This window comes from Dietzia sp. NPDC055877, assembly GCF_053615975.1.
Genome location: NZ_JBSHCV010000016.1, coordinates 23,979 through 44,837 on the forward strand (window position 1 = coordinate 23,979; position 20,859 = coordinate 44,837).

The 20,859-nt window shown below is 65.5% G+C and carries 17 protein-coding genes; 5 read left to right on the forward strand and 12 right to left on the reverse strand.

Annotated elements, in window-relative coordinates; all coding sequences use genetic code 11:
- Positions 1–2 precede the first annotated feature (2 nt).
- The 4 genes from ACWGLC_RS14265 to ACWGLC_RS14280 all read right to left on the reverse strand — a co-directional run bounded on the left by ACWGLC_RS14265 (position 3) and on the right by ACWGLC_RS14280 (position 4,187).
- Positions 3–797: a hypothetical protein gene (locus tag ACWGLC_RS14265; protein WP_452100515.1), complete on the reverse strand. Its 795-nt coding sequence runs from the start codon at positions 795–797 to the stop codon at positions 3–5.
- A gap of 96 nt (positions 798–893) precedes the next feature.
- Positions 894–2,738: a flavin-containing monooxygenase gene (locus ACWGLC_RS14270; RefSeq protein WP_452100516.1), complete on the reverse strand. Its 1,845-nt coding sequence runs from the start codon at positions 2,736–2,738 to the stop codon at positions 894–896.
- Between the two features lie 37 nt (positions 2,739–2,775).
- A complete protein-coding gene (locus ACWGLC_RS14275) occupies positions 2,776–3,243 on the reverse strand; it encodes a VOC family protein (RefSeq protein ID WP_452100517.1) in 468 nt (155 codons plus the stop codon).
- Positions 3,244–3,293: 50 nt separating this feature from the next.
- Positions 3,294–4,187 (reverse strand): cyclase family protein, encoded by an 894-nt coding sequence (locus ACWGLC_RS14280; protein ID WP_452100518.1) that lies wholly within the window; start codon positions 4,185–4,187, stop codon positions 3,294–3,296.
- A 1,060-nt stretch (positions 4,188–5,247) separates the two neighbouring features.
- On the opposite strand from ACWGLC_RS14280, the gene ACWGLC_RS14285 reads away from it, so the two are divergent.
- The gene (locus ACWGLC_RS14285) at positions 5,248–6,615 is read left to right on the forward strand and encodes an MFS transporter (RefSeq protein WP_452100519.1); all 1,368 of its coding nucleotides are present in this window, start codon (positions 5,248–5,250) and stop codon (positions 6,613–6,615) included.
- Positions 6,616–6,772: 157 nt separating this feature from the next.
- A complete protein-coding gene (locus ACWGLC_RS14290) occupies positions 6,773–7,630 on the forward strand; it encodes an SDR family NAD(P)-dependent oxidoreductase (protein ID WP_452100520.1) in 858 nt (285 codons plus the stop codon).
- Between the two features lie 94 nt (positions 7,631–7,724).
- Here ACWGLC_RS14290 and ACWGLC_RS14295 read toward each other — a convergent pair whose 3' ends face one another.
- From ACWGLC_RS14295 to ACWGLC_RS14320, 6 genes are all read right to left on the reverse strand, one after another.
- A complete protein-coding gene (locus ACWGLC_RS14295) occupies positions 7,725–9,680 on the reverse strand; it encodes a flavin-containing monooxygenase (protein WP_452100522.1) in 1,956 nt (651 codons plus the stop codon).
- Between the two features lie 77 nt (positions 9,681–9,757).
- Positions 9,758–11,332, reverse strand: a complete 1,575-nt coding sequence (locus tag ACWGLC_RS14300) for a class I adenylate-forming enzyme family protein (RefSeq protein WP_452100523.1) — start codon at positions 11,330–11,332, stop codon at positions 9,758–9,760.
- Positions 11,329–12,138 (reverse strand): enoyl-CoA hydratase, encoded by an 810-nt coding sequence (locus ACWGLC_RS14305; RefSeq protein ID WP_452100524.1) that lies wholly within the window; start codon positions 12,136–12,138, stop codon positions 11,329–11,331. Before ACWGLC_RS14305 ends, ACWGLC_RS14300 begins: the two co-directional genes overlap by 4 nt.
- A complete protein-coding gene (locus ACWGLC_RS14310) occupies positions 12,135–13,235 on the reverse strand; it encodes an acyl-CoA dehydrogenase family protein (RefSeq protein WP_452100525.1) in 1,101 nt (366 codons plus the stop codon). The genes ACWGLC_RS14305 and ACWGLC_RS14310 overlap by 4 nt, the downstream gene beginning before the upstream one ends.
- 8 nt (positions 13,236–13,243) lie before the next feature.
- On the reverse strand, positions 13,244–14,401 hold the full coding sequence (locus ACWGLC_RS14315; RefSeq protein ID WP_452100526.1) for an acyl-CoA dehydrogenase family protein: 1,158 nt from the start codon (positions 14,399–14,401) through the stop codon (positions 13,244–13,246).
- Entirely contained in the window at positions 14,401–15,486 is a 1,086-nt protein-coding gene (locus tag ACWGLC_RS14320; protein ID WP_452100527.1) for a Rieske 2Fe-2S domain-containing protein, read from the reverse strand. The genes ACWGLC_RS14315 and ACWGLC_RS14320 overlap by 1 nt, the downstream gene beginning before the upstream one ends.
- A 626-nt stretch (positions 15,487–16,112) precedes the next feature.
- Here ACWGLC_RS14320 and ACWGLC_RS14325 point away from each other — a divergent pair.
- Both ACWGLC_RS14325 and ACWGLC_RS14330 read left to right on the forward strand, forming a co-directional pair.
- On the forward strand, positions 16,113–17,219 hold the full coding sequence (locus tag ACWGLC_RS14325; protein WP_452100528.1) for an alkene reductase: 1,107 nt from the start codon (positions 16,113–16,115) through the stop codon (positions 17,217–17,219).
- A 125-nt stretch (positions 17,220–17,344) separates the two neighbouring features.
- Positions 17,345–17,800, forward strand: a complete 456-nt coding sequence (locus tag ACWGLC_RS14330) for an SRPBCC domain-containing protein (protein ID WP_452100529.1) — start codon at positions 17,345–17,347, stop codon at positions 17,798–17,800.
- Positions 17,801–17,849: 49 nt separating this feature from the next.
- Here ACWGLC_RS14330 and ACWGLC_RS14335 read toward each other — a convergent pair whose 3' ends face one another.
- Positions 17,850–18,335, reverse strand: a complete 486-nt coding sequence (locus ACWGLC_RS14335; protein WP_452100530.1) for a nuclear transport factor 2 family protein — start codon at positions 18,333–18,335, stop codon at positions 17,850–17,852.
- A gap of 425 nt (positions 18,336–18,760) precedes the next feature.
- Here ACWGLC_RS14335 and ACWGLC_RS14340 point away from each other — a divergent pair, with 425 nt between their 5' ends.
- Entirely contained in the window at positions 18,761–19,729 is a 969-nt protein-coding gene (locus tag ACWGLC_RS14340; protein WP_452100531.1) for a TetR/AcrR family transcriptional regulator, read from the forward strand.
- A 53-nt stretch (positions 19,730–19,782) separates the two neighbouring features.
- Here the strand turns inward: ACWGLC_RS14340 and ACWGLC_RS14345 are convergent, their stop codons facing one another.
- Positions 19,783–20,853, reverse strand: coding sequence for a Zn-dependent alcohol dehydrogenase (locus ACWGLC_RS14345; RefSeq protein ID WP_452100532.1), 1,071 nt, complete (start codon positions 20,851–20,853; stop codon positions 19,783–19,785).
- Positions 20,854–20,859: the final 6 nt, after the last annotated feature.

Consider the following 20,859-nt stretch of genomic DNA (forward strand, 5'->3'; position numbering starts at 1 on the left):
CATCACCACAATTCGTCGGTGTACTTGTCGGTGCCGATCACCGTCGGGAGGAACGGCGAGGCGAACGTGACCGTGCCGGCGCCGGAACTCTCGATCTCCGAGGCGTAGTCGATGATCTGTTGCCAGCTCTGCACGGGATCGTCCTCCAGGAAACACATCTGCAGGATGCGCTCCGGCGTCCCGCCGTCGTTACCCATCTTCATCGGGACATTGTGATCGGCAGGCCACGGCTTGGCGCTCCAACTGCTCACCAGGTCCACGGCCCCCTTACCGACGAGCGTCTTCGCCGGGCCGGCGTCGATCTTCCGGATCGCCTCCGCCCGCGCGACTCCGTCAGCAGGCTCGATCATCACCACGACCAGACCGCCGTACCTGTGGTCGTGCGCCAACTCCAGCGGCACCCCGTCTTCCCGCGCGGACACCGTCGAATCCGGCAGGTACTGCCCGGTGTGAACGTGCTCTCGATCCGCGAATCCTCGTCCGGCTGAGTAGAGTTCCCCGACCTGCGTACGCGCCCAGGCCTCGGCCTCCTCCATCTCGGGCTCATGAACCCAGTAGATCGCGAGGTACGAGCCGTCGTCGGTCTTGGTGGCCACGGGGCCGGACTCAGGGAATCGAAGGTCCTTCAGGGCCTTGGTCGCGACCCACCGACTACCGGCAAACCAACCGGGGCCGATCATGCAGCCGGAGTAGCGATGATCACGCTCGTACCACCGGTTGTAGTCCACCTCGTGGCCACGGGTGGGATCCACCATCGTGAACAGTGCCTGGCCGAGTCGCACAGGGGTGAGTGCCATAGTCATCTCCTAGATCAGTTCATGGGTGGGCGGGTGGTCGTGGATTCTGTGACCACCCCGCCCTGTCGACGTGCTGCGACCGGAACGGCGCCACCGTCAGCGGGTTAGCGAGAGGCCCTCGAGCGAATCGCTCTCGCGCCACTGGCGGAGAATCTCGAAGTACTCGTAGCCGGGTCCGTAGAGCCCCCCGACGAGCGTGCTCCGCTTGTCGTCCAGTCGTCCCTCGTTGTTGTACTGACCCGGGGTACAGGTGCTGTTCCAGTCACGACGCATCTCCGCGTGCTCGGCGATCACCTCGCACCAACCGGCCTCCGCCTCCGCGGTCGGTTCGATGGCCCGGATCCCCTCGCGCGTGGCCCTGTCGACCATGTAGATCATGTGCCGGGCCTGGTGATCGATGAGGTTCGCGATATTCGACACCTGGGTGGACTGGGTGAACCCGAGGAAGAACAGGTTGGGGAAGTCCTTGCTGAGGAAACCGTGGAAGGTGCTGACCCCTTCAGCGAACTTCTCCGACAGGCGCCTGCCATTGCGGCCCGAGACGTCGTAGCCGGCCTTCTCTGTCCAGGTCTTGCCCAGCTGGAAACCAGTCGCATAGACGATGAGGTCGACCTCGCACTCACGTCCACCCACCACCACACCGCGCTCGGTGATCCGGTGAATCGGGGTCTCCGAGGTGTCGACGATCTCCACAGACTCCTTGTTGAACGTGGGGAGGAAATCGTCACTGAAGCCCGGGCGCTTGCACATCGTGCGGTAGTAGCTCTTCAGCTTCTCCGCCTTGTCCGGGTCGTCGACGATCGCGTCGACCCGATCGCGGAGCATCTCGTTCCACTCGTAGTCAGAACGCTCCATCGCGTCCATGAACTGCTCGACTGTCGGCTCCATGCCTCCGGCCTCGTAGATCGCGCCCATCTGATACTTGGCGAACTTGATCCAGCCGTCATCGATCGCACAATCGGTGGTCGCACGGTCCATCGCGCACTTATCGAACGACGCCCGACGCTCCTGGTACCAGCCCTCGGGTAGGTTCTTGAACCACTCCTCGTCGGTCGGCGCGTTCTCACGCGGCGCAATCTGCGTGGGAGTCCGTTGGAATACGACGAGCGATTCCGCGTGCTCGGCCAGCTGCGGGATGACCTGGACACCGGTCGCCCCTGTGCCGATTATGGCAACCCGCTTGTCACGGAGCTTGTCGAGCCCGCCGGTGATATCCCCGCCGGTGTAGTCGTAGTCCCACCGGCTCGTGTGGAAGCTGTGTCCCTTGAACGTCTCGATGCCGGGGATGCCGGGCAGCTGTGGGCGGCTGAAATGGCCGCTCTGGGTGGAGACGAACTTCGCCCGGAACTCATCTCCGCCGTCGGTGCGGACAGTCCACCGGGCGGACTGCTCGTCCCACTCCATCGACGTCACGCGGGTCTGGAACAGCGCCCTGTCGTAGAGGTCGAACTTCTCGGCCAGCTGCTGGCAGTAGGCGAAGATCTCGCTGCCCCTGACGTAACGCTCAGTGGGCATGTAGCCCGTCTCGTCGAGGTACGGGAGATAGACGTACGACTCTACGTCACAGCGAACTCCAGGGTATCGATTCCAGTACCAGGTGCCGCCGAAGTCGGCTGCCACGTCGAGGATCTTGAAGTCAGTGATCCCGACCTTGGTGAGCTCGATGCCGGCGCTCATGCCCATGAAGCCGGCGCCGACGATCAGCATGTCCACCTCCGCGGTCTCGGGCGGGGCGGTCCGGTTGGAGGTCGCATGGGGGTCGCGATCGAAGTCCGCGTACGTGCCGTCGAAGTTGACGGCCGTGTACGTGTCCGCGCCGGTGTTCGGCATGCGCTTGGCGCGCTCGGCTGCGTACTTGTCACGGAACGGTTCCAGGTCCTCCACCTTGCGCTGGGGTACCCAGAGATGCGGGTCTCGTGCGGTCATCGTGGGAGCACTCATCGTTGGTCCTTTGGTCGTGAGCGAGATCGCGGGCACGTCACCAGGGGGTGCCGGCGGGGATGTTCATGAGCTCGACCCGGTTTCCGTCCGGATCTGCGAGGAAGACATACTGGGCGGCCTCCGGCTGGCCGGCCCCGACACGGGTGTCGGGTACGAGGGTTCCGCCGAACCCGATGAGCTCGTCTGCAGCCGCATCAATGTCGTCAGCAAAGAACGACAGGTGGGTCATGCCCAGCTGGTTACGGCGCGTGGGCGGGACGCCGAACACTCCGGGCTGCTCGTAAGACAGCAACTCGAGCCGCAGACCATCTTTCTCGATGAAGGTCGAGGTGAGTTTGCACGGCGAGTCGACCTCGGGGATCTGCTCGTCGAGTTCGTATTCCATGATCTTCGTGAAGCCGAGACCGTCGCAGTAGAAGCGCAGGCTCCGGTCGCGGTCTGACACGCACAGTCCCACGTGCGAGCTGCGGAATTCGTGCAGCGTGGGCTGCCCGGGGTCAGACATGAGAGGTCCTTACCAGTTAGGGGGTGTCGGGGAGAGGGTGTGGCGGCTGATCAGCCGATGGCTACGGGGGCCACCGGGCTGGCCGTACCGCCTGTGATCTTCAGTGCACCGATGGTCAGGAGGAACTCGTAGCACTTGTCCTTGGACAGTTCTGCCAGGTCCAGGTGTTCGACCAGGTGAATTCCGTGATCGACCAGGAGGATGATGTGGACTCCCAGGTAGACGTTCTGGTCGAAAGGAATGGGCTCGATCGCAGCGTTGTCCGCACCGACGAGTGCGACGTCCTTCTCCGCGAGGTATTCCGCGGCCTCGAGCCCTATGCCGGGCTGCGGCAACATGTCTCCCTGGTTGACCAGGTAGTCCTCGAGCCAGCCGGTGCGGACGAGCGCTAAGTCGCCGGTCTGCAACTCGACGCCCTGGGCCTCGAGGGCCTCCCGGAGGTCGGCGGCGGTGACAACGTACCCGGGCTCAAGCTTGTCCAGGCCCTTCGCGGCGGCCACATCGATTAGGACGCCGCGTCCGGTGATGCCCCCGACTTTGTCGATGCTGCACTTGGCAGCTCCGGAGTACGGCGAGACCTCGTCGGCCGGGAAACCGTTGTAGATCTTGTTTTCCGCATAGACGTGGCACAGTGCGTCCATGTGGGTGGACGTGTGCGAGGGCATGATGAGCTGGTCTTCGTTAGCACCCACACCCGGCTCGCCTCCGTTTGCGCGCGCCATAGCCTCGTCCTCGTGGTTGATCATCGTCAACCGCTGCGGTATTCCCCGGTACTCGAAGTTCGGAACGCCGGAACGCTGGATCGGGATCGCCAGGCTGTAGGACTTCCCAGTCTTGGGCAGCTGGAGTGCGGCGAGTACCCGCTCTGGCGTCAGCAGGTTGAGGGCGCCGAGCTGGTCGTCGGTTCCCCACCGGCCCCAGTTCGACTTACGGGTGCTCAACATAGACTCCTCAGGTAAGTGCGCCTCGCATGTAGAGCGCAGAATTGATTCCGATCGATGCCGGGTCGATGACCATCGGGATCCGGCCCTTCCAATAGCCCGGCCGGCAGCAGGCCCGAAACGTGATCGAGCTCACTGTAGCCAACGGCTACCGTTGCGTCAATAGCGCGCGCCGATCGACTTCCCAGCCCGCGGCCACCCGGCGCGGCGCGCCGGCACGCCGACCGGCCCCAAGGCGGGCAGGCACGGACGAGGGGCTGGCAATTGACGCAGCCAATGGCTACAGTGATGCGCGTCACTACCTCAGTGACCGGTTCTCGGACAGCCAGACGTCGTCCTCGCCATCCCGGCGAACGCCACGGCCCACTGGCGCCCGACACCCGTCGAGCATTTCAGCAAGGGCTGCGACAACGCCGGCCGGCGCCCGGTCCGGCGCTGCCGGAACGCCCCCACTGCACGCGGATCACCAGAACAGGAAGGACCTCTTTGGATGCTCCGACACACGCGTCTTCCGCCCGGCCCCATAGCGGCGCCCACCGGCTGGAGAGAAGATTCTTCCCAGTTCAACAACCATTTCCACGGCGCCGATAGGGGAACGCCCCGATCAGGCCGGGGCAAGGACGAGGCGAGCACGCGCACGTGTGGGGACCACCGTTCCGGCCTCCGTGACCAACTCGTCCGACGCCACCGATCCGGCACGTCCACCACGGCCCAGGCGGCCTAGTACCCGGCCTGCGTGAGCACCAACGGCTCGGGCAATGATCTGCCCGATCGGCGTGCCCGGCGCCGACTCGGGATCGACCACGCACCTGGTTGACACTGTCAGCTGCGTTGAACGCGACGCCCGTCCGACCCCGCCCTCATCCCCACGGCCGGGGCCTTCTCCGCTCGTCGAACCTGCCCGATCGCAACCAGGTCCGGCAGCCACATCTCCACCTCGGCAGCGTCTGCGTTTCGTTGACGCTCACGACATCTATCCCGAGGTTCGCATTACTTCCCGCCATGACCCTCCCCACGGCGTGTGTCAACCCGATCACGCCCTCACACCACAAGGAATCTCCTCATGTCCGCTTCCGCGATCACGCCCTCACCATCACTGGTGCGTCGGGCGTCGCTCGCAGGCTTCTTCGGCACCACCGTCGAGGCCTACGACTTCATGGTCTTCACGTTCCTCATCGCTTACATGGGGCCAGTGTTCTTCCCGAGTGACAATCCGGCCACGAGTGTCCTCAGCTCGCTCGCCGTCCTCGGAACCGGCTTCCTCGCCCGGCCGATCGGCGGCATCTTCTTCGGCCGGGTCGGTGACCGCCTCGGTCGCAGATTCGCCCTGATCGTCACTATCGGCGGCATGGGTCTGGCCACGATACTGATGGGCATCCTGCCGACATTCGCCTCGGTCGGGATCCTCGCACCGGTCCTCCTGGTCCTGACCAGGCTGCTGCAGGGCTTTTTCGCCGGCGGCGAACAAATGGGATCGGCGACGTTCGTGACCGAGCACGCCACCGCCAGAAACTACGGCATCCTCAGCGCCATGACCCCGGTCGGGTTCGCCATGGGTGGCGTCCTTGCCCCGATGGTTGTCGCCCTGACCACCACCCTCTCGTCCGAGGAGACGATGGCCTCCTGGGCATGGCGCGTCCCGCTCATTGCCTCGCTCCCGCTCATGCTCTTCGTGCTCTACCTGCGCAACCGCCTGGAGGAGACCCCGGAATTCCAGGAGCTCTCGACCAAGCACGAGGTCCAGTCGTCGCCGGTGCGCTCGGTGGTCACCAACTACCCTGCAACGCTGCTGCGGGTGATCGCATTGAGCACATCCGTCCTCGCGATCGGATATGTGGTCCCGGCCTACATGCCCCTGTTCATGCAGCAAGAGGTCGGAATGGTCCCAGGCACCACTGCATGGATCGCCACCGCCGGCTCCGCCACAGCAGTGGTGATCGGCTTCGTCGTGGGATTCATGATCGATAGGACCGGCCGTCGCAACACCATGGTCTTCACCCTTGGCGTGCTCCTATTCGGGATGTTCCCGATCATGTGGGCGATCAAGGTCACCGGCGGCAACCTGTGGGTCGCCGCCCCCGGACACATGATCCTCGTCGCGATGGCCGGCGGGGCCGCTGTGCCTGTATACGCGACACTGACGTCGGCCTTCCCCGCCGCAGTCCGGTACACCGGCGCCGCGATCGGATTCGGCCTCGGCTCCGCGATCGGCGGCGGATTCGGCCCCTACCTCGCAGGCCAGTTCACTGCGCTGACGGGCAACTCCTACGCGGCGTCGGGGGTCGTCGCGGCCGCGGCCCTGCTGGGAATCATCGTGATCATCACCATGCCCAACAGCAACAGCAACGCAGCGCCGGAAGCCTACCGGATGACCGAAGATGACGACATACGCGACGTCCGGACCTCAGAAGAGGGTTCCGTAGCACTGTAGGTCCCCGCCTACCGGAGCCCACCCCGAGCCCCCGCTCACCAGGATTAAGGAGAGCGGGGGCTCAGCACCCCCAAAGCCAGACTCGCCGCCGTCCCCGATCACCCCTCCGGGACAAGACCGAGGTGCGCGATCCACCCCCGAGAAGAAGGGCAACACCATGGCTCCCTACCCCGAAACCGGGTCACTGCTCGTCGACGAGCTCGTCGATGCGGCAGACCACATCTCCACGGTCGTCGACCGTTTCAGACTGGCCGATCAGCACTTCGTAGTGCTCGGGGGAGGACGCGGAATCGGCCGACACACCTCGCATTCACTCGCCCAACTCGGCGCGCGGGTCACCGTCGTGGATGCAGATGGCCTGCGCGCGACCGCGGTCGCCGAGGAGATCGGTGCCGGCGCACTGGCAATCACAGTGGACGCCACGGACGATCAAGGGATCCGTGAGCTGGCGGCCGAGCTCGGACCGGTCGACGGTCTGGTGGACGTCATCGGAATGGCCGTTTACCGTCCGTTACTTGAGCTCTCCGACGACGACTGGGGCACCGCCCACGACCTCGTGTTGCGCCACGCCTGGCTCTCTATACGACACTTCGGCGCGATGATGTGCACTCGGGGCCGGGGTTCGTTGACGTTCGTCGCATCCGTCTCCGGAATCAGCACAGCACCGGGTCATGCTGCATACGGCACATACAAGGCCGCCCTCGCCTCGCTGGTGCGCACGGCCGCACTCGAACTGGGACCGTCCGGTGTCAGGGTCAATGCCGTCGCCCCGGGCAGCACGCTCACCCCACGCATGCGCGACGTCCTCGATGGCGCGCAGTTGGCCAATATCGCTGCCGCGGAACCTCTCCCGCGGCGGACGACCCCGTCCGACATCGCCGCCGGTATCTCGTTCCTCGCGAGCGACCTCGCCGCCGCCGTAACCGGGCAGGTCCTCGTCATGGACGAAGGCGCGACCATGACGTACCCATACCGGATGAACGGCGTCTCGAATCCGGAGCAACCGGGCGAGTAACGGGAAAGCCAGCAGAGAACGACGAGAGCCGCTGCCCTCCCGAAGGTAGGCAGCGGCTCTGACGTATCGCGGTGCCGCTGGGGCCTTGACGTCCCTACCGCGCCCTCGACGCCATGAGTGAGAATGCGGCGAGGTCGCCAGTCCCGGACCCACGGTCGTCGGCACCGTCAGTGCTGGACTCGTCGGCGCTGGTGAATATGAAGTCGGCCTCATCCGGGCGGGAGCACATCTGGTAATACTGCTCGCCGTTCCACGGGGCGTTCATCTGCATTCGCCCGAACTCGTTGACGTAGTAGTTCTTCTTCAACGCCGAGTTCTCCGACAGGTAGATCAACGTCTTGGCCTCCTCGTGGAGCCGGTCGTTGTAGTCGACGAATGCCTCGCGACGGATCTCCATGGACAACCGACCGTTCTCGAGCATCCCGACGATGCACTGTGCGATGTACCCGGTCCAGACCTCGAACCACACGGGTAGGCCAGCGCCACTGGCGACAGGCTGCGAGTTCGGCCCGTACAGCATGAACATGTTGGGGAATCCCGGGACGGTCATGCCGAGATGCGCCTGGGCGCCCTGCGCGGTCCAGACATCTTCCAAGTTCACGCCGCTGATGCCGCGGTACTCCGTGGGCCAGATGTACTTCTCGGTCTGGAACCCCACCGCGGCGATCACCAGATCCGCGGCGCGTTCGGCACCGTCCGTGGTGACGATCGAGGTCTCGGTCATCCGCTCGATGTCGGTACTGACCAGCGACACGTTGTCGCGGGTCAGCGACTTGTACCAGTTGTTGTCGACCACCGGACGCCGGGTCATCGGCGGGTAGTCCGGGATGAGTTGGTCGATAAGGTCCTGCCGGCCGTCGACCTGCACGCTGATGTACTGCTCGAGCATTCCGCGAAGCAGATCATTGCGCTCGCTTACGTCACCGCCGCCGGCGATCCACTTCTCGTCCGGCTGCAGCACGTTCGCGCGCATGTCGATCGTGCTCAGGCCCGAGACGTACTTGATCCAGTTCCAGTAGAACGGCATCTCACGGATCAACCACTGGAGTTCCTCGGAGATCGGTTCACCGTAGTGGGTCCGCGGCGAGATCCACTGTGGTGTCCGCTGGTACACGGTCACCGAATTCGCTGCCGCCGCGACCTTCGACAGTAGCTGCACGCCCGTTGATCCGTTGCCGATGATTGCGACATCTTTGCCCGCGTAATCGACGTCGTCGCACCACTCTGCGGTGTGGACGATCCGGCCCGTGTACTCGGTGACGCCGTCGACGACCAGTTCGCGGGGTGTGGCGAACACACCGCTCGCCGCAATCACCACATTCACCTCGACGGATTCCACCGCGTCCTCACCGTGGACCGACAGCGTCCAGCGTTGAGAGGTGTCGTCATACGTCGCCTCGCGGACGTCCCGGCCGAAGCGGATGTGCTGGTGGACCCCGTATTTCTTGGCCACGTGGTCGATGTACCTGCGGACGTCACCCTGGGGAGCGAAGTACTCGGTCCACGGGTACTTCTTCATGAATGAGAACTCGTAGGTGAAGCTGATCGTGTCAACTCGCACGTCTGGGTAGGTGTTGATGCTCCACACGCCCCCCACCTCGGCGCGACGCTCGAAAATGGTGAAGGGGATCCCGAGCTGGGCCAGCTGCACGCCCATCGCGATTCCGGCGAAGCCGGCACCCACGATCGCCACGTGGTACCCCTCGGGGACAACTTTGCCGTTGGTCCACTCGGCCTGGAACGGCATGTCCGAGAACGCGGGGATGCGGTGCCGCATGATCAGATCGTCCGGAGCGAGCTCTCGGGCCTCCGCCATCTGCAGGAGCTCGACGATCTCGTCCTCGTCCGGGATCGGCAGCGCGACTTCATCAGGAGCGGTGAGCAAGAAGTCGACCGCCTTCTTCCTGATCAGTACGGCGTCCGCCTCGGTGAACGTCACGATGTCGGCGACCGGGCCGAACTCCCTGGTGGGCGTGATCTCCGCGATCTCCGGGTCACCGGTCGCCTGGTAGAGCGCCATCCGGAGCGCGTTCAGGTCAGCGTGCTCCACCGCTCGTTCTATGTAGCTACGTCCTTGCATGGGTCATCCAACTCTCATGGGTAAGAAAGGTCTGCGTCCCCGGCGGATCACATGGCGGGCACGCCGGTTGCGGCATAGCGCTTGATGACCGTCTCGCGAAGGCTCTGCTTTCGGATCTTCATCGTGGGCGTCTTGGGCATCGCGTCGACGACGACGACGTCCTGCGGAAATTTCGCCGGCGACAGCCCCGCGTCGCGGCAGAACTCGCGCAGCTTTTCGACCGAGATGGGACCGGCCCCGTCGACCGTCTGGATGACAGCGCAGATCCGCTCGCCGGATTGCTCGTCGGGCAGGCCGATCACGGCGATGTCCACGACGTCGGGGGACTTGGAGAGGACGGCCTCGATCTCCGACGGGCTGATCGATTCGCCCTTGCGGATGATCAGGTCCTTCTCGCGACCGACGAGGACCAGGTGACCGTCCGGCTCGATCCGCCCCACGTCACCGGTGAACATCCACCCCTGCTCGTCAAACGGTGTGATGTCCTCGCCGTCGGCGCGGTAGTAGTTGAACAGCATCGTCCCGCGGAGCCACACTCGACCAGCTTCACCGTCCGGGAGCACCACGTCGTCCTCGTCACGGATCTGCAGTTCACAGCCCAAGACCGGACGGCCCTCGGTCTCGGCGAGCTGCTCGTCTGTGTCGTCGAAACGCGCCGACGTGATCGTGGGGCACTCGGTCATCCCGTAGGCGTGCAGGATGGGCACCCCGACCTCCGCCCGGAACTCGCGGAACAGGCTCGCCGGCATCGGCGCGCCGCCGCCGGCGACCAGGCGCAGGGTCGGGACCACGGGGCTTCCCGGGTTCTTCCGCTGCTCGGCCAGCAGCAGCGCGTAGTGCGGGGTCGACCCGCCGGTCGCGGTGACCCCTTCTCGGCGCATCAGCTCAACCGCGGCCACGGGCTCGTAGGCCTCCATGACCACCAGCGCCATACCGGTGGCGAGGGAAGCGATCAGCATGTCCGGCCCCCCGATGTGTGCGTACGGGAAGAAGATCGTGCCGACGTCGTCGGCCCGGTACCCGACCGCGTCGGCCAGGGCCACGCCACCGGCGATCAGCGTGTCGTCCGTGTGACACACCCCCTTGGGCGCCGAAGTGGTGCCGGAGGTGGTGTAGATCCAGCGGATCTCCTCGCCGGCCGGGGGTGCGGGCGGTAGCGCATCCGGGTCTCCGTCGGGGAGCCTGCCGTCGACGACCAGCGCGCGCAGCGCACCCTCGCTCGCCCGACTGAGCTCCTCCGCCATCGCAGCGTGGTCGAAACCCCGGAACTCACCGACCGTGATGATCCACTCCGAACGGCACTGCTCGAGCATGTGCGCGACCTCGCGGCCGCGGTAGAGCGAGATGATCGGGTTCTGGACCGCCCCGAGTCGGCACAGCGCCATGCTGAGCACGATCGTGTCGATACTCGTCGGCAACTGCCAGCTGACCGTTGACCCCGGTCCGATCCCCAGGCCCAGCAGGCCGGCGGCGACACGCTCGGCCGAGGAGACGACCTCCGCGAACGTCAGCCGACGCCCGTGCTCATCCACAACAGCGGTGGCCTCCCCGCTCATGGCGGCCCGGCGGCTGAGGTAGTCCCAGATCGAGGTGACGGTGTCCGGCTGGATCGTGATGTTCACGAGCGCTCCCCCTCACCGGTCTTCGCCGACGGGATCGGATCGGGGGTCAGCAGCGGATACCCGGTCCTCAGGAGCGCGTTCGCGTGGCCCTGCCAGTGAATGTCGAACGCGGCCTGCATCGCGGCCTGCTGCCCCATCACATCGAGGGTGTGGTTGACGGCGCGTTTCGCAGTGGCCAGTCCCCATCCGTCCATCCCGGCGATCTCGTGGGCCAGACTCATCGTCTGCTCGTCGAGTTCGGCAACGGGGACCACGCGGTTGACCATCCCCACGTCCAGCGCCTCCTCGGCGGTGACCGGTCGGGCGGTGAACAGCATCTCCTTGGCCCGACGGGCCCCGAGCTCCCACGTATGCGCGTGGTACTCGACGCCGCCCACCCCGAACCTCACCACGGGGTCGCTGAAGTACGCGTTGTCCGCGGCGACGATCAGATCGCACGGCCAGATCACGTTGAGCGCGCCGGCGACGCACGCGCCCTGTACCGAGGCGATCGACGGCTTGGGGACATCCCGCCAACGCCGCGAGAAGCCGAGGTAGTGCTCGGTCTCCCACACATAGGCGCTCTCCAGGGCGGTCTTGCCCTCCTGGAAGTAGCCCTCCGCCGGGGTCTTGAGGTCGTGACCGGCCGAGAAATTATCGCCGTTCGCACGCACCACGATCACCTTGACGGCGTCGTCGGCCGCCGCTTCCCGCCACCTCTGATCGAGATCTTGGAGCAGCGAGGCGTCCTGCGCATTGTGCTTGTCGGGACGATCAAGGCTGATCACCGCGACGTCGTCGTCGACCTTGTAATCGATGTAACTCATCGGCCTACTCCTGCGTAGATGTGACCCAGGGCGGCAGTGACGTCTCTGTCATTGCGGCTCGACGGGCCGAAGTCGTATTGCCACCTCTTGGCGGCATCGGTGAACAGGTGGACGTCGGACTCGACCATGTAGCCGATACCGGCGTGGACCTCGTGGGAGCTGTGGACCATCGTCCAGGCGGCCTCGGCCGCCTGCCGACGGAGCAACCCGGCGTGTGGCTGCGGATCGATCCCGGCGTCGAGGACCGCGGCCACCGACCGGGCGTGCGCCCCGGTGAGATGCGCAGCGATGGCCAGGTCCGTACACAGGTACTGCACCGCCTGGAATCGGCCGATCGGGCCACCGAACTGGTGTCGCTGGTTCGCGTACAGGACCGTCATGTCAAGCAGTCGCAGTCCGGCACCGTGCACCTGGGCCGCCCGCAGGACCGACGCACGCAACCCGGCGGTCTCCACGGCGTCCTCGGCGGTGCCCCCACGCGCCAGCACGTCGACATCGGCGACGGGCACGTTGTCGAACGTCACCGCGAACATCGGGTGACCACCCAGGTTGGCCATCTCCTCGACGGTGACCTGCGGGCCCGGGGGCACCAACGCCAGGACACTCTCACCGGCCCCGGCACCGTCGCCTCCTGTGGCGTGCACCATGAACCGGTCCGCGAACGCGGCGTGGTCGATCCCCTTCGCGACCCCGTTGAGAACACCGTCGGAGTACGTCAACGTCGAGCCCCACGAGGCGGACGGGAACACGGGAACCATGGCTGCCGCGCCGGAGGCGATCCCGTCGGCCAGCCCGCGGGCGGCCTCGGATCCGACCGCCAGTGCCGCGTCGCGCGTCATCGTCAACTCCAGCAACGGCGTGGCTGCCAGAGCCCGCCCCATCTCCACGAAGATCGCCGCGATGGTACCCAGCGACGCACTGTCCGGGTCCTGGCCCGACGGGTCGCCGAGCCCCAGCCACCCCAACTCCGCGAACTGCGCCACCTGCTCGGCGAGCGCCACGCCATTGGAGCGGTCTTCGAGCGGCGAATAGCGCGCGAACACCGAGCGACTCACTTCTGCGAGGACGTCGAAGTCCTCACCCCATGCCAGTTCCATGTCTTCTCCTAACGCGGCAGGCCCAGGCCCCGCGTGGCGAGGACCATCCGCTTGAGTTGGGTCGTGCCGCCGGCGTGATTCGCGAACGACTGTCGGTACCAGGCCTCTGGCCTGCCGCCCAGCGGGGCGTGCGACGAAGCCGGGCGCAACTGGCTGGTGGGGCCGAGCACACGGTCGAAGACCTGCGCGAACACCGGCTCGTATTCCTTGGCGACGACCTGCTGGACGCCACCGCCCCATGGGGTCTGGCGCCCCTTCGCGGCGTCGCCGATGATCTCGTACGCCAGCAACCGCTGTGTCTGGACCATGTCGGCGAGTTTCGCCAGGTCGGCCTGAACAGCGGGGTCGTCGAGCTTGCCGGGGATGTCGCGGCAGTGCTCGACGAGCGCCTCGAGCCGTGACTCCTGCATCGCGTAGATCGGCTCCACGGTTCCGGACGCATAGAACGCCCGCATGATGTACTGCCAGCCTCTGCCCTCCTCACCGATGAGGGCCTTGCCAGGCACCCGGACGCCGTTCAGGTGCGTGCTCGACTGGACGCCGCCGCCATAGTTCCGCATCGGGTGGAGCGTGACGCCAGGGGAACGAAGGTCGACGACGAAGATACTGATGGCCCCGCTGGCCCCGGTTCCTGATCCGGTGCGGGCGGCCACGTACAGCACATCGGACATCGGCCCCCATGAGGTGAAGGCCTTCTCTCCGGTGATCACCCAGTCGTCGCCGTCGCGAACGGCCCTCGTCCGGAGAGACCCCAGGTCACTGCCGGACTCGGGCTCGGTGAGTCCCTCCGCCCACAGGGTCCGCATGTTCGCGATCTCCGGGAGGAGCTCCCGCTTCTGCTCCTCGGTCCCGCCGACAAGGATGGTGCCCGCCGCGAGGAAGATACCGACGGAGTTGATCATCGGCGCATCGGCCGCGTACAGCTCCTCCAGAAAAATCTGGTTCGCGATCGGGGGCAGTCCCTTGCCGCCATACTCCTTCGGCCAGGTCAGGCCGATCCAGCCCTTCTCCGCGACCTTCTTGCTGAACTCGACCGCGATCGCCCACTGCTCGGGCTCGTCGTCGAATTCGGGATTGAAGGCCTTCTCCGGGGGCAGTTCCGCTGCGAGGAACTCACGGATTTCAGCCCGCCAGGCTTCGTGCTCTGCGGCCAGTTCGAGCCTCATCAGCCGTTCACCACCGAGTTCTCGACGGGAGCGGTGGCTGCCGTGTCGGTATTAACGGCGGCCGCGTCCGTGCCAGCGTTCTGTTCAGCGTCGCCGTGCCCGAGGTGGCCCTCGGGGTAGAAGCGCTTCGCCCACCGGCGGATGTCACGGAAGCCCGCGGCCTCGGCGGTGGCCAAGCCCGGGGGCTCGGTGTAGCGCTGGTGCTCCCAGATAGCAATATCAGCCCTGAGCTGCGAGACCGCGTTGGCCTGCCGCTTGGCGACGCGTCGGTCGTCCTCGCCGGACTCCTTGCTCGGCCAGGCGGAGAACCGCAGGATGGAGGTCTCGTCGTCCACGGGGGTCACCGCGGTCAGCGAGCAGATCGCGCCGACCCCGTAAGCATAGGAGAATCCGAGGCTGATCCCGACCAGCGAGGCCTTAGTCCGTCCCTCGACCTCCTCGGTCCCACCGTCTGCGCTGCGGCGCTTGAAGTTGAGCGCGAGCTCGGTGTTGAAGTCGTTCTCGCCGAACTCGCGCCGGACAACGGTGGGGATCTCATCTGCGCGATGAACGAACTTGAAGTGCGCAAAGTCGACACCGTTCTCCGCCGCGTACTGCGGATGAATGGGGAGAGCGGCCGTCTCGAACTTGCCGGCCTCGCCGAGCTCGTGGAAGTTGTCGGCTGATCCCGCCTCCTCGAACAACTCGAAGACACTGGGCACGTCGAAGTACGGCTCCCGCCCCTCGACGTCGTGCCAGATGTACATGACCCCGTCCCGCTCGGCGGTGGTCCAGGTCCCGATCCTGCGGACCCGATTGGTGCGGTCCTGGTAGGGAATGCAGGTATTGCGCCCCTCCGGACTCCACTCCCAACCGTGGAACGGGCACTTGATGTCCTCGCCGACAACCGTTCCGCCGTACCCCAGGTTGGCGCCGAGGTGCTCGCAGTACGCGTTGAGGACCACGAGCCGGCCGGTCGAGGATCGGTACGCCACCAGGTCCTGGCCGAAGTACTTCATGGGTTTGACGTCCCCAACCCGAACCTCTTCGGACCAGCCGATCTGGAACCACCCGGTGGGCTTCATGGACAAGGCCATTCGCGACATTTCATCCTCCTGAACGATCTCGACAGCCACCCGTGTGCGCCCTCGGTTCGCGCTCGGCAAGGGGTGCGTCGGACGGTGCCCGGGGAAGCACTCCAGGGCACCCCGTGGACTCCTGGGAGCCAGAGCCGAAATCAGGGTTCGCGATCGGACCCGGCGCAGTGACTAGCATCACTGTAGCCACTGGCCACCCTCACGTCAACATCGAATCCCGTCGGCCTGTCCGGCGCCGATCAGGCGCCCCGACACGCCGCCTGAGTCCCACCAGTCAAACCGGTTGACACCACACCGGCCAGCCGCGGAATCCGCGCTCGGACTCGCCTCCTCCACGTAAAACTCGCGCCAACTGTGATTGACGCCACTGAGGCCGAGGGCTACAGTGGCGAGCGCCACACATGGTAGCGGCCAGGTTCACGCCAGATTCCCCGTCTCCCCACTGAGGGTCGACGTGACCCTCGCCAGACCCCGGCCGCTCCAGGCCACAACCCCGGGTTCAGCGTGCGTCAACTTGGCATTCTCCGCTCCGAGGCCAGTCCCGGTCCCCCTTCGCGGGCGAACCGGGCGATGTGGCCGGAACACCGGCACCTGTCCACGACGCACACGACCGTCCCTGCAGAAGGCAGCACCGAATGAGCAATCTGTTCGACCCGTACCGGCTCGGTGGGATAAAGCTCCGCAACCGGATCGCGATGGCCCCCATGACCCGGGCACGAAGCCTGGACACGAACCCCAACCAGACGATGGCGGAGTACTACCGGCAGCGAGCCTCCGCGGGCCTCATAGTCACCGAGGGCACCCCCATCTCCTCGGAGGCACAGGGCTACGTCTTTGTCCCCGGGATCTTCACCGATGAACAGATCTCGGGCTGGAAAACGGTCACCGATGCGGTGCACGGGGAGGGCGGCCACATATTCTGCCAGCTCTGGCACGTCGGGCGACTGTCCCACGTGTCGATCCAGGAGGACGGGCAGGCACCTGTCAGCTCCGGAGAAAAGGCAGCCGAAGGGTGCATGACCTTCGCGTACACCGATGACGGCGAGGTCGGGTTCATCAACGTTAGCGCGCCACGACCCCTGTCCACTGAGGAGGTCGCCCGGGTGCACGGGGACTTCGCCGCCGCCGCAGCGAGCGCGCTCAGCGCCGGATTCGACGGCGTGGAACTCCACGGCGCCAACGGGTACCTGTTCGAGCAGTTCCTCAACCCGGCGACCAACAACCGGACGGACAGGTACGGCGGGTCCTTGACCAATCGGTGCCGGTTCCTGCTCGAGGCGGTCGACCGGGTCATCGCCGAGGTCGGCCCGAACTGCGTCGGCATCCGGCTCTCCCCGTTCAGCGACTTGTTCGACATGCCCGCATACCCGGAGGCCCGGGACACCTACCTGCACCTGGCGTCCGAACTGTCCGACCGCGGCATCGCATATACCCATCTCATCGACCAGAACCGAGACGGCGGCCGGCTCCTGGACCCGGACTTCCTCACCGAGTTCCGAGGCCTTTTCACGGGGACGATCCTGCTGGCCGGCGCTATCAGCAAGGACATCGCCGACGATCTCGTGGGCCGGGGCCTGATCGACATGCCGGCGTTCGGTCAGCCGTTCATCTCCAACCCGGACCTCGTCGATCGGCTCCGGAACGATTGGCCGCTCACCGAACCCGACCCGGCCACCTACTACGGCGGAGGCGGGCCCGAGGGATACATCGACTACCCGCGGTTCGACCCGGCCACCGTGTGAGGCACACAGGCACGACCCCTGCTCACGCCCACCCTGCTCTTCGAGATCTTCGACCCTTCAACGAAAGGAATCCCACGCCCGACCTCGCCATCCCGACTTACGACCCCGCCACGACCATCCGCTCGGTGGAAGTGACGATCGACGCCCCGCCCGAGGTGGTGTGGGACGTACTCACCGACATGGACAACTACGGAGACTGGAACCCGTTCTGCCTCGAGGCGCGGTCGACGCTCGAGATGGGCGCTCCTGTCGACATGGTCCTCGCTGATTACACCGGCAACGGGGGAACCTCCCTCAACACCGAGTATGTGTGCGCATTCGTCCCCAACCAGCTGCTGTCCTGGGAGCTCCGAGCCACAGACGACGACCCCAAGGCGGCGCGCCGAGACCAGGTGCTCGAGCGGCTCGAGGGCGGGAAGACCCTGTACTACTCGACCGATGCCTTCCTGGGTGTCGAGGCTCACCAGATCATGGCCGACTCCGGAGCATGGGTGAAGCGTGCCTTTGACGAGACCGCCCTGGCCCTCAGGACGCACTGCGAGAAGCTCGCCGCCGAGGCCCGGGTCAGCCAGAGCGACTGACGGCGACAAGGGCCGGTCCCGAGAGGGACCGGCCCTGCCCAGCGGCAGATCACCAGGTCAGCTGCGGATCACTCAGGCCGCTGCCAGACAGGTACCCCGCAGTTGACGCTGCGTGGTGCGAGCAGGTGGTCGTCACGCGCCGCTTGATGAGCCACGTTCCGTCAACCCGGACGTAGGCCACGTCGTAGTAGCCCATCATGTCCACGCGGGGGGCGCCGGGTTCGCCGGGCCACACTCCCCGGTACTCCAGGTGGATGCGAGACGTTGCCCGGTCACCGTCGATAGTGATCTGGGGAAGATGAAAGAGGTGGAGCCCGTCGAACGGCGCCTCGTCGCAGAACGCCTTCAATGCCGCCCGACCACTCACGTATGTCCCCCCGGGCTCTCGCGCTCGATAGATCCCGTCCTCGACGAACAATTGACTCCAGGCAGCCCCTTCATGATTATCGAAAAAGCGAGTGTACCTGCCCTCTAATTCGAGTATCTCAGTCCTATTTTCCAGGACGCTCAATCGCGCTTCAATATCGGTTGACATGCCATGATTCTACAATCTGGGCGTTTTGCCTCGGCCCATTCGACCGATCTAAATCCACGGTTTGCGCAAGGTAATCAATTGACCATTGCCACGACTTTCCGGTGGCCGGGCCAGCGCTGAGTCGTGACGCCGCCATTTCCGAGACCAGCCGGGATCTGCCAGTTCTGCGACGCGATTCTCACCTCGAGACCTGACCACGGCGCCGTTGAGAGGTACCTTCGCCGCCGATCCTCGGAACTGGGTAGTGTCTAGGGGAAGCCAGTGGCCTCACTTCGAGTGGGTTCCTGTCCGTATTGCCCAAAGGTGACGCTGGGGCCGAGCATTTTTCCCGGAACGCACTTGGAGGTTTCTACCTAATGTCGATATCGAGTGCCGACGCCGCTGCCTCGGGTGAGGCGTGGACTACTCCTAAGGTGTCCGAATTCTTGGGAATCAGCCGACAGGCGATCAACAAGCGCGTCCAGAATAAAAAAATGCTCGGCTATCCTGGCGGTGGGAAAACACGGTTCCCGACGTGGCAATTCGACGTGGAGAACTCTGCTGTCCGTCCGGAGATAGCCGAGTTTCTGGAATCATTCGATGAGTCGATCCCTGCCGACGTGATCGCGCGGTGGTCCATCACCCCCCAGCCCGACACCGAACGGGTTCCGGCCGAACTCCTCCTCAACCCCGCCCGCAAGGACGAAGCCCTCGCACTGGCGCGCTCGTGCCGCCGGGACATCGCGGACGACCTGGACGACGTGGACAGGACTCCAGCCGCTCCGGAGCCCTCGGGCAACCGCCGGAATGTAGCCGACTGGACCCCGACCAGCGAGGAGGGGAACGGAGCAGAACAGGCGATTCTCGTGGCCGCGGCGGATCTCTTCGCCCGCAAGGGGCCGGCCAAGGTGTCCCTGCGGGAAGTGGCCGCGGCCGCAGGCGTGTCCTACGGTCTGATCCACCGGTTCTACCGGACCAAGGAGAATCTTCTCGTGGCCGTGATGAGCCTCCTGGTGAACTACGGTGGCGAACGCCTGACCAGTGAGAGCAACGCCTACGCCGCCATCGAGAATTCGTTCGGCGCCGACCTCGACTCGGGCCAGTTCGGTCGGATGTTGACGTGGGCCGTGTTCGAGGGGACAGAACCGAAACGACTCCTCGGTGGGGTCCGCTCTCGCGGATACCGCGCCCAGATCGAGGACCTCTGGGAAAACCCGGCGGAACCCCAGGTCAGGGACACTTTCGACTCGAATGTTCTGGCCTCGTTGATCGCGCTCGTCGGCTCGGTGTGGGAGCTGTACGAACCGTACTTCGCCGAGCTCGCAGACATGCCCGACCGCAGTCCCCAAGATGTCCGCGACGAGGTCACCGACATGCTCAAGGTGCTGCTTTACGCCACGCGCCCGAATCGGTAACCGATCCGGGCGCGTGTGCTGCCAGCCTCGTGGAGGAGCATGTCGGGGAATTCTCAGGACGACATGAGGAGGACGCCCCGGTCCAGCTTGCCGGCGCGGGCGTCGTCGAACATCGCAGAGTAGTTCTCGAACTCATACGTCTTGGTGACCAGTTCGTCGAGGAGGAGGTCGCCGTTCCGGTACAGGTCGATGTACCTGGGGATATCAGCCCCGGGCCGGGAGGAACCGTAGCGGCACCCGAGCACTGAGCGGTCCATGTAAAACGTGGAGGCGGGTACCGATAGTTTCGTCTCCGGGCCGGCCACGCCGAGCATGATCATCTGGCCACCCCAGCCCACCATTTCCATCGCCTGGCTCGTGATTGCCTCACCACCCACGCAGTCAAAGACGTGATCAGCGCCGCTGCCCGTGACCTCGAGTACCGCCACTACGGTATCGACGTTCCCGGCTAGGACGAAGTGGGTCGCACCAAAGGCCCTGGCCTTCTTCTCTTTGTCCGAGTTGGTGTCGATGGAGATGATCGTCGTGGCCCCGGCGACCTTCGCCGCCTGGATGACGTTGAGTCCGATTCCGCCGGCTCCGATCACCACAACTGTGTCGCCCGGGACGACACGCGCGCGATTGAGCACTGCTCCGGCTCCGGTGAGGACCGCGCAGCCGATGAGGCAGGCGGTCGTCATGGACACTTCCTTCGGGATCGGGATCGCCTGACCGGCCTGAACGATGATCTGTTCGCTGAATGTCGAGAGGGTCGCGAAGTTGTGAACCGGCTTCCCCTCGAGATCGAACGGGGTCGCCGTCTTCCCGAAGGACTCCCGGCACATGGTCGGGCGGCCCGACGTGCACTGCGCGCACCGCCCGCAGGTGGCAAGGGTGGACAAGACCACGTGGTCGCCGACGACGGGGCTGCTCACACCCGGACCGACCTCCTCAATGACGCCCGCGCCCTCGTGTCCGAGAATGACCGGGACCGGGAACGGGATCTTCCCGTTGATCACGCTCAGGTCGCTCTGGCACAGGCCACTGGCGACGATCCGGACGCGGACCTCACCCGGACGGAGATCACGGAGAGTGACCCCGTCGACCAGCTTGTTCTCCGTGCCGTCGTAAATGATTGCTCTCATTGGAAC

What these genes read in the sequence shown, in the direction of transcription:
- ACWGLC_RS14345 (WP_452100532.1), bottom strand. Translation starts at nt 20,853, where the DNA reads ATGAGAGCAATCATTTACGACGGCACGGAGAACAAGCTGGTCGACGGG.
- ACWGLC_RS14285 (WP_452100519.1), top strand. Translation starts at nt 5,248, where the DNA reads ATGTCCGCTTCCGCGATCACGCCCTCACCATCACTGGTGCGTCGGGCG.
- ACWGLC_RS14290 (WP_452100520.1), top strand. Translation starts at nt 6,773, where the DNA reads ATGGCTCCCTACCCCGAAACCGGGTCACTGCTCGTCGACGAGCTCGTC.
- ACWGLC_RS14335 (WP_452100530.1), bottom strand. Translation starts at nt 18,335, where the DNA reads ATGTCAACCGATATTGAAGCGCGATTGAGCGTCCTGGAAAATAGGACT.
- ACWGLC_RS14265 (WP_452100515.1), bottom strand. Translation starts at nt 797, where the DNA reads ATGGCACTCACCCCTGTGCGACTCGGCCAGGCACTGTTCACGATGGTG.
- ACWGLC_RS14315 (WP_452100526.1), bottom strand. Translation starts at nt 14,401, where the DNA reads ATGAGGCTCGAACTGGCCGCAGAGCACGAAGCCTGGCGGGCTGAAATC.
- ACWGLC_RS14280 (WP_452100518.1), bottom strand. Translation starts at nt 4,187, where the DNA reads ATGTTGAGCACCCGTAAGTCGAACTGGGGCCGGTGGGGAACCGACGAC.
- ACWGLC_RS14275 (WP_452100517.1), bottom strand. Translation starts at nt 3,243, where the DNA reads ATGTCTGACCCCGGGCAGCCCACGCTGCACGAATTCCGCAGCTCGCAC.
- ACWGLC_RS14310 (WP_452100525.1), bottom strand. Translation starts at nt 13,235, where the DNA reads ATGGAACTGGCATGGGGTGAGGACTTCGACGTCCTCGCAGAAGTGAGT.
- ACWGLC_RS14270 (WP_452100516.1), bottom strand. Translation starts at nt 2,738, where the DNA reads ATGAGTGCTCCCACGATGACCGCACGAGACCCGCATCTCTGGGTACCC.
- ACWGLC_RS14305 (WP_452100524.1), bottom strand. Translation starts at nt 12,138, where the DNA reads ATGAGTTACATCGATTACAAGGTCGACGACGACGTCGCGGTGATCAGC.
- ACWGLC_RS14320 (WP_452100527.1), bottom strand. Translation starts at nt 15,486, where the DNA reads ATGTCGCGAATGGCCTTGTCCATGAAGCCCACCGGGTGGTTCCAGATC.
- ACWGLC_RS14325 (WP_452100528.1), top strand. Translation starts at nt 16,113, where the DNA reads ATGAGCAATCTGTTCGACCCGTACCGGCTCGGTGGGATAAAGCTCCGC.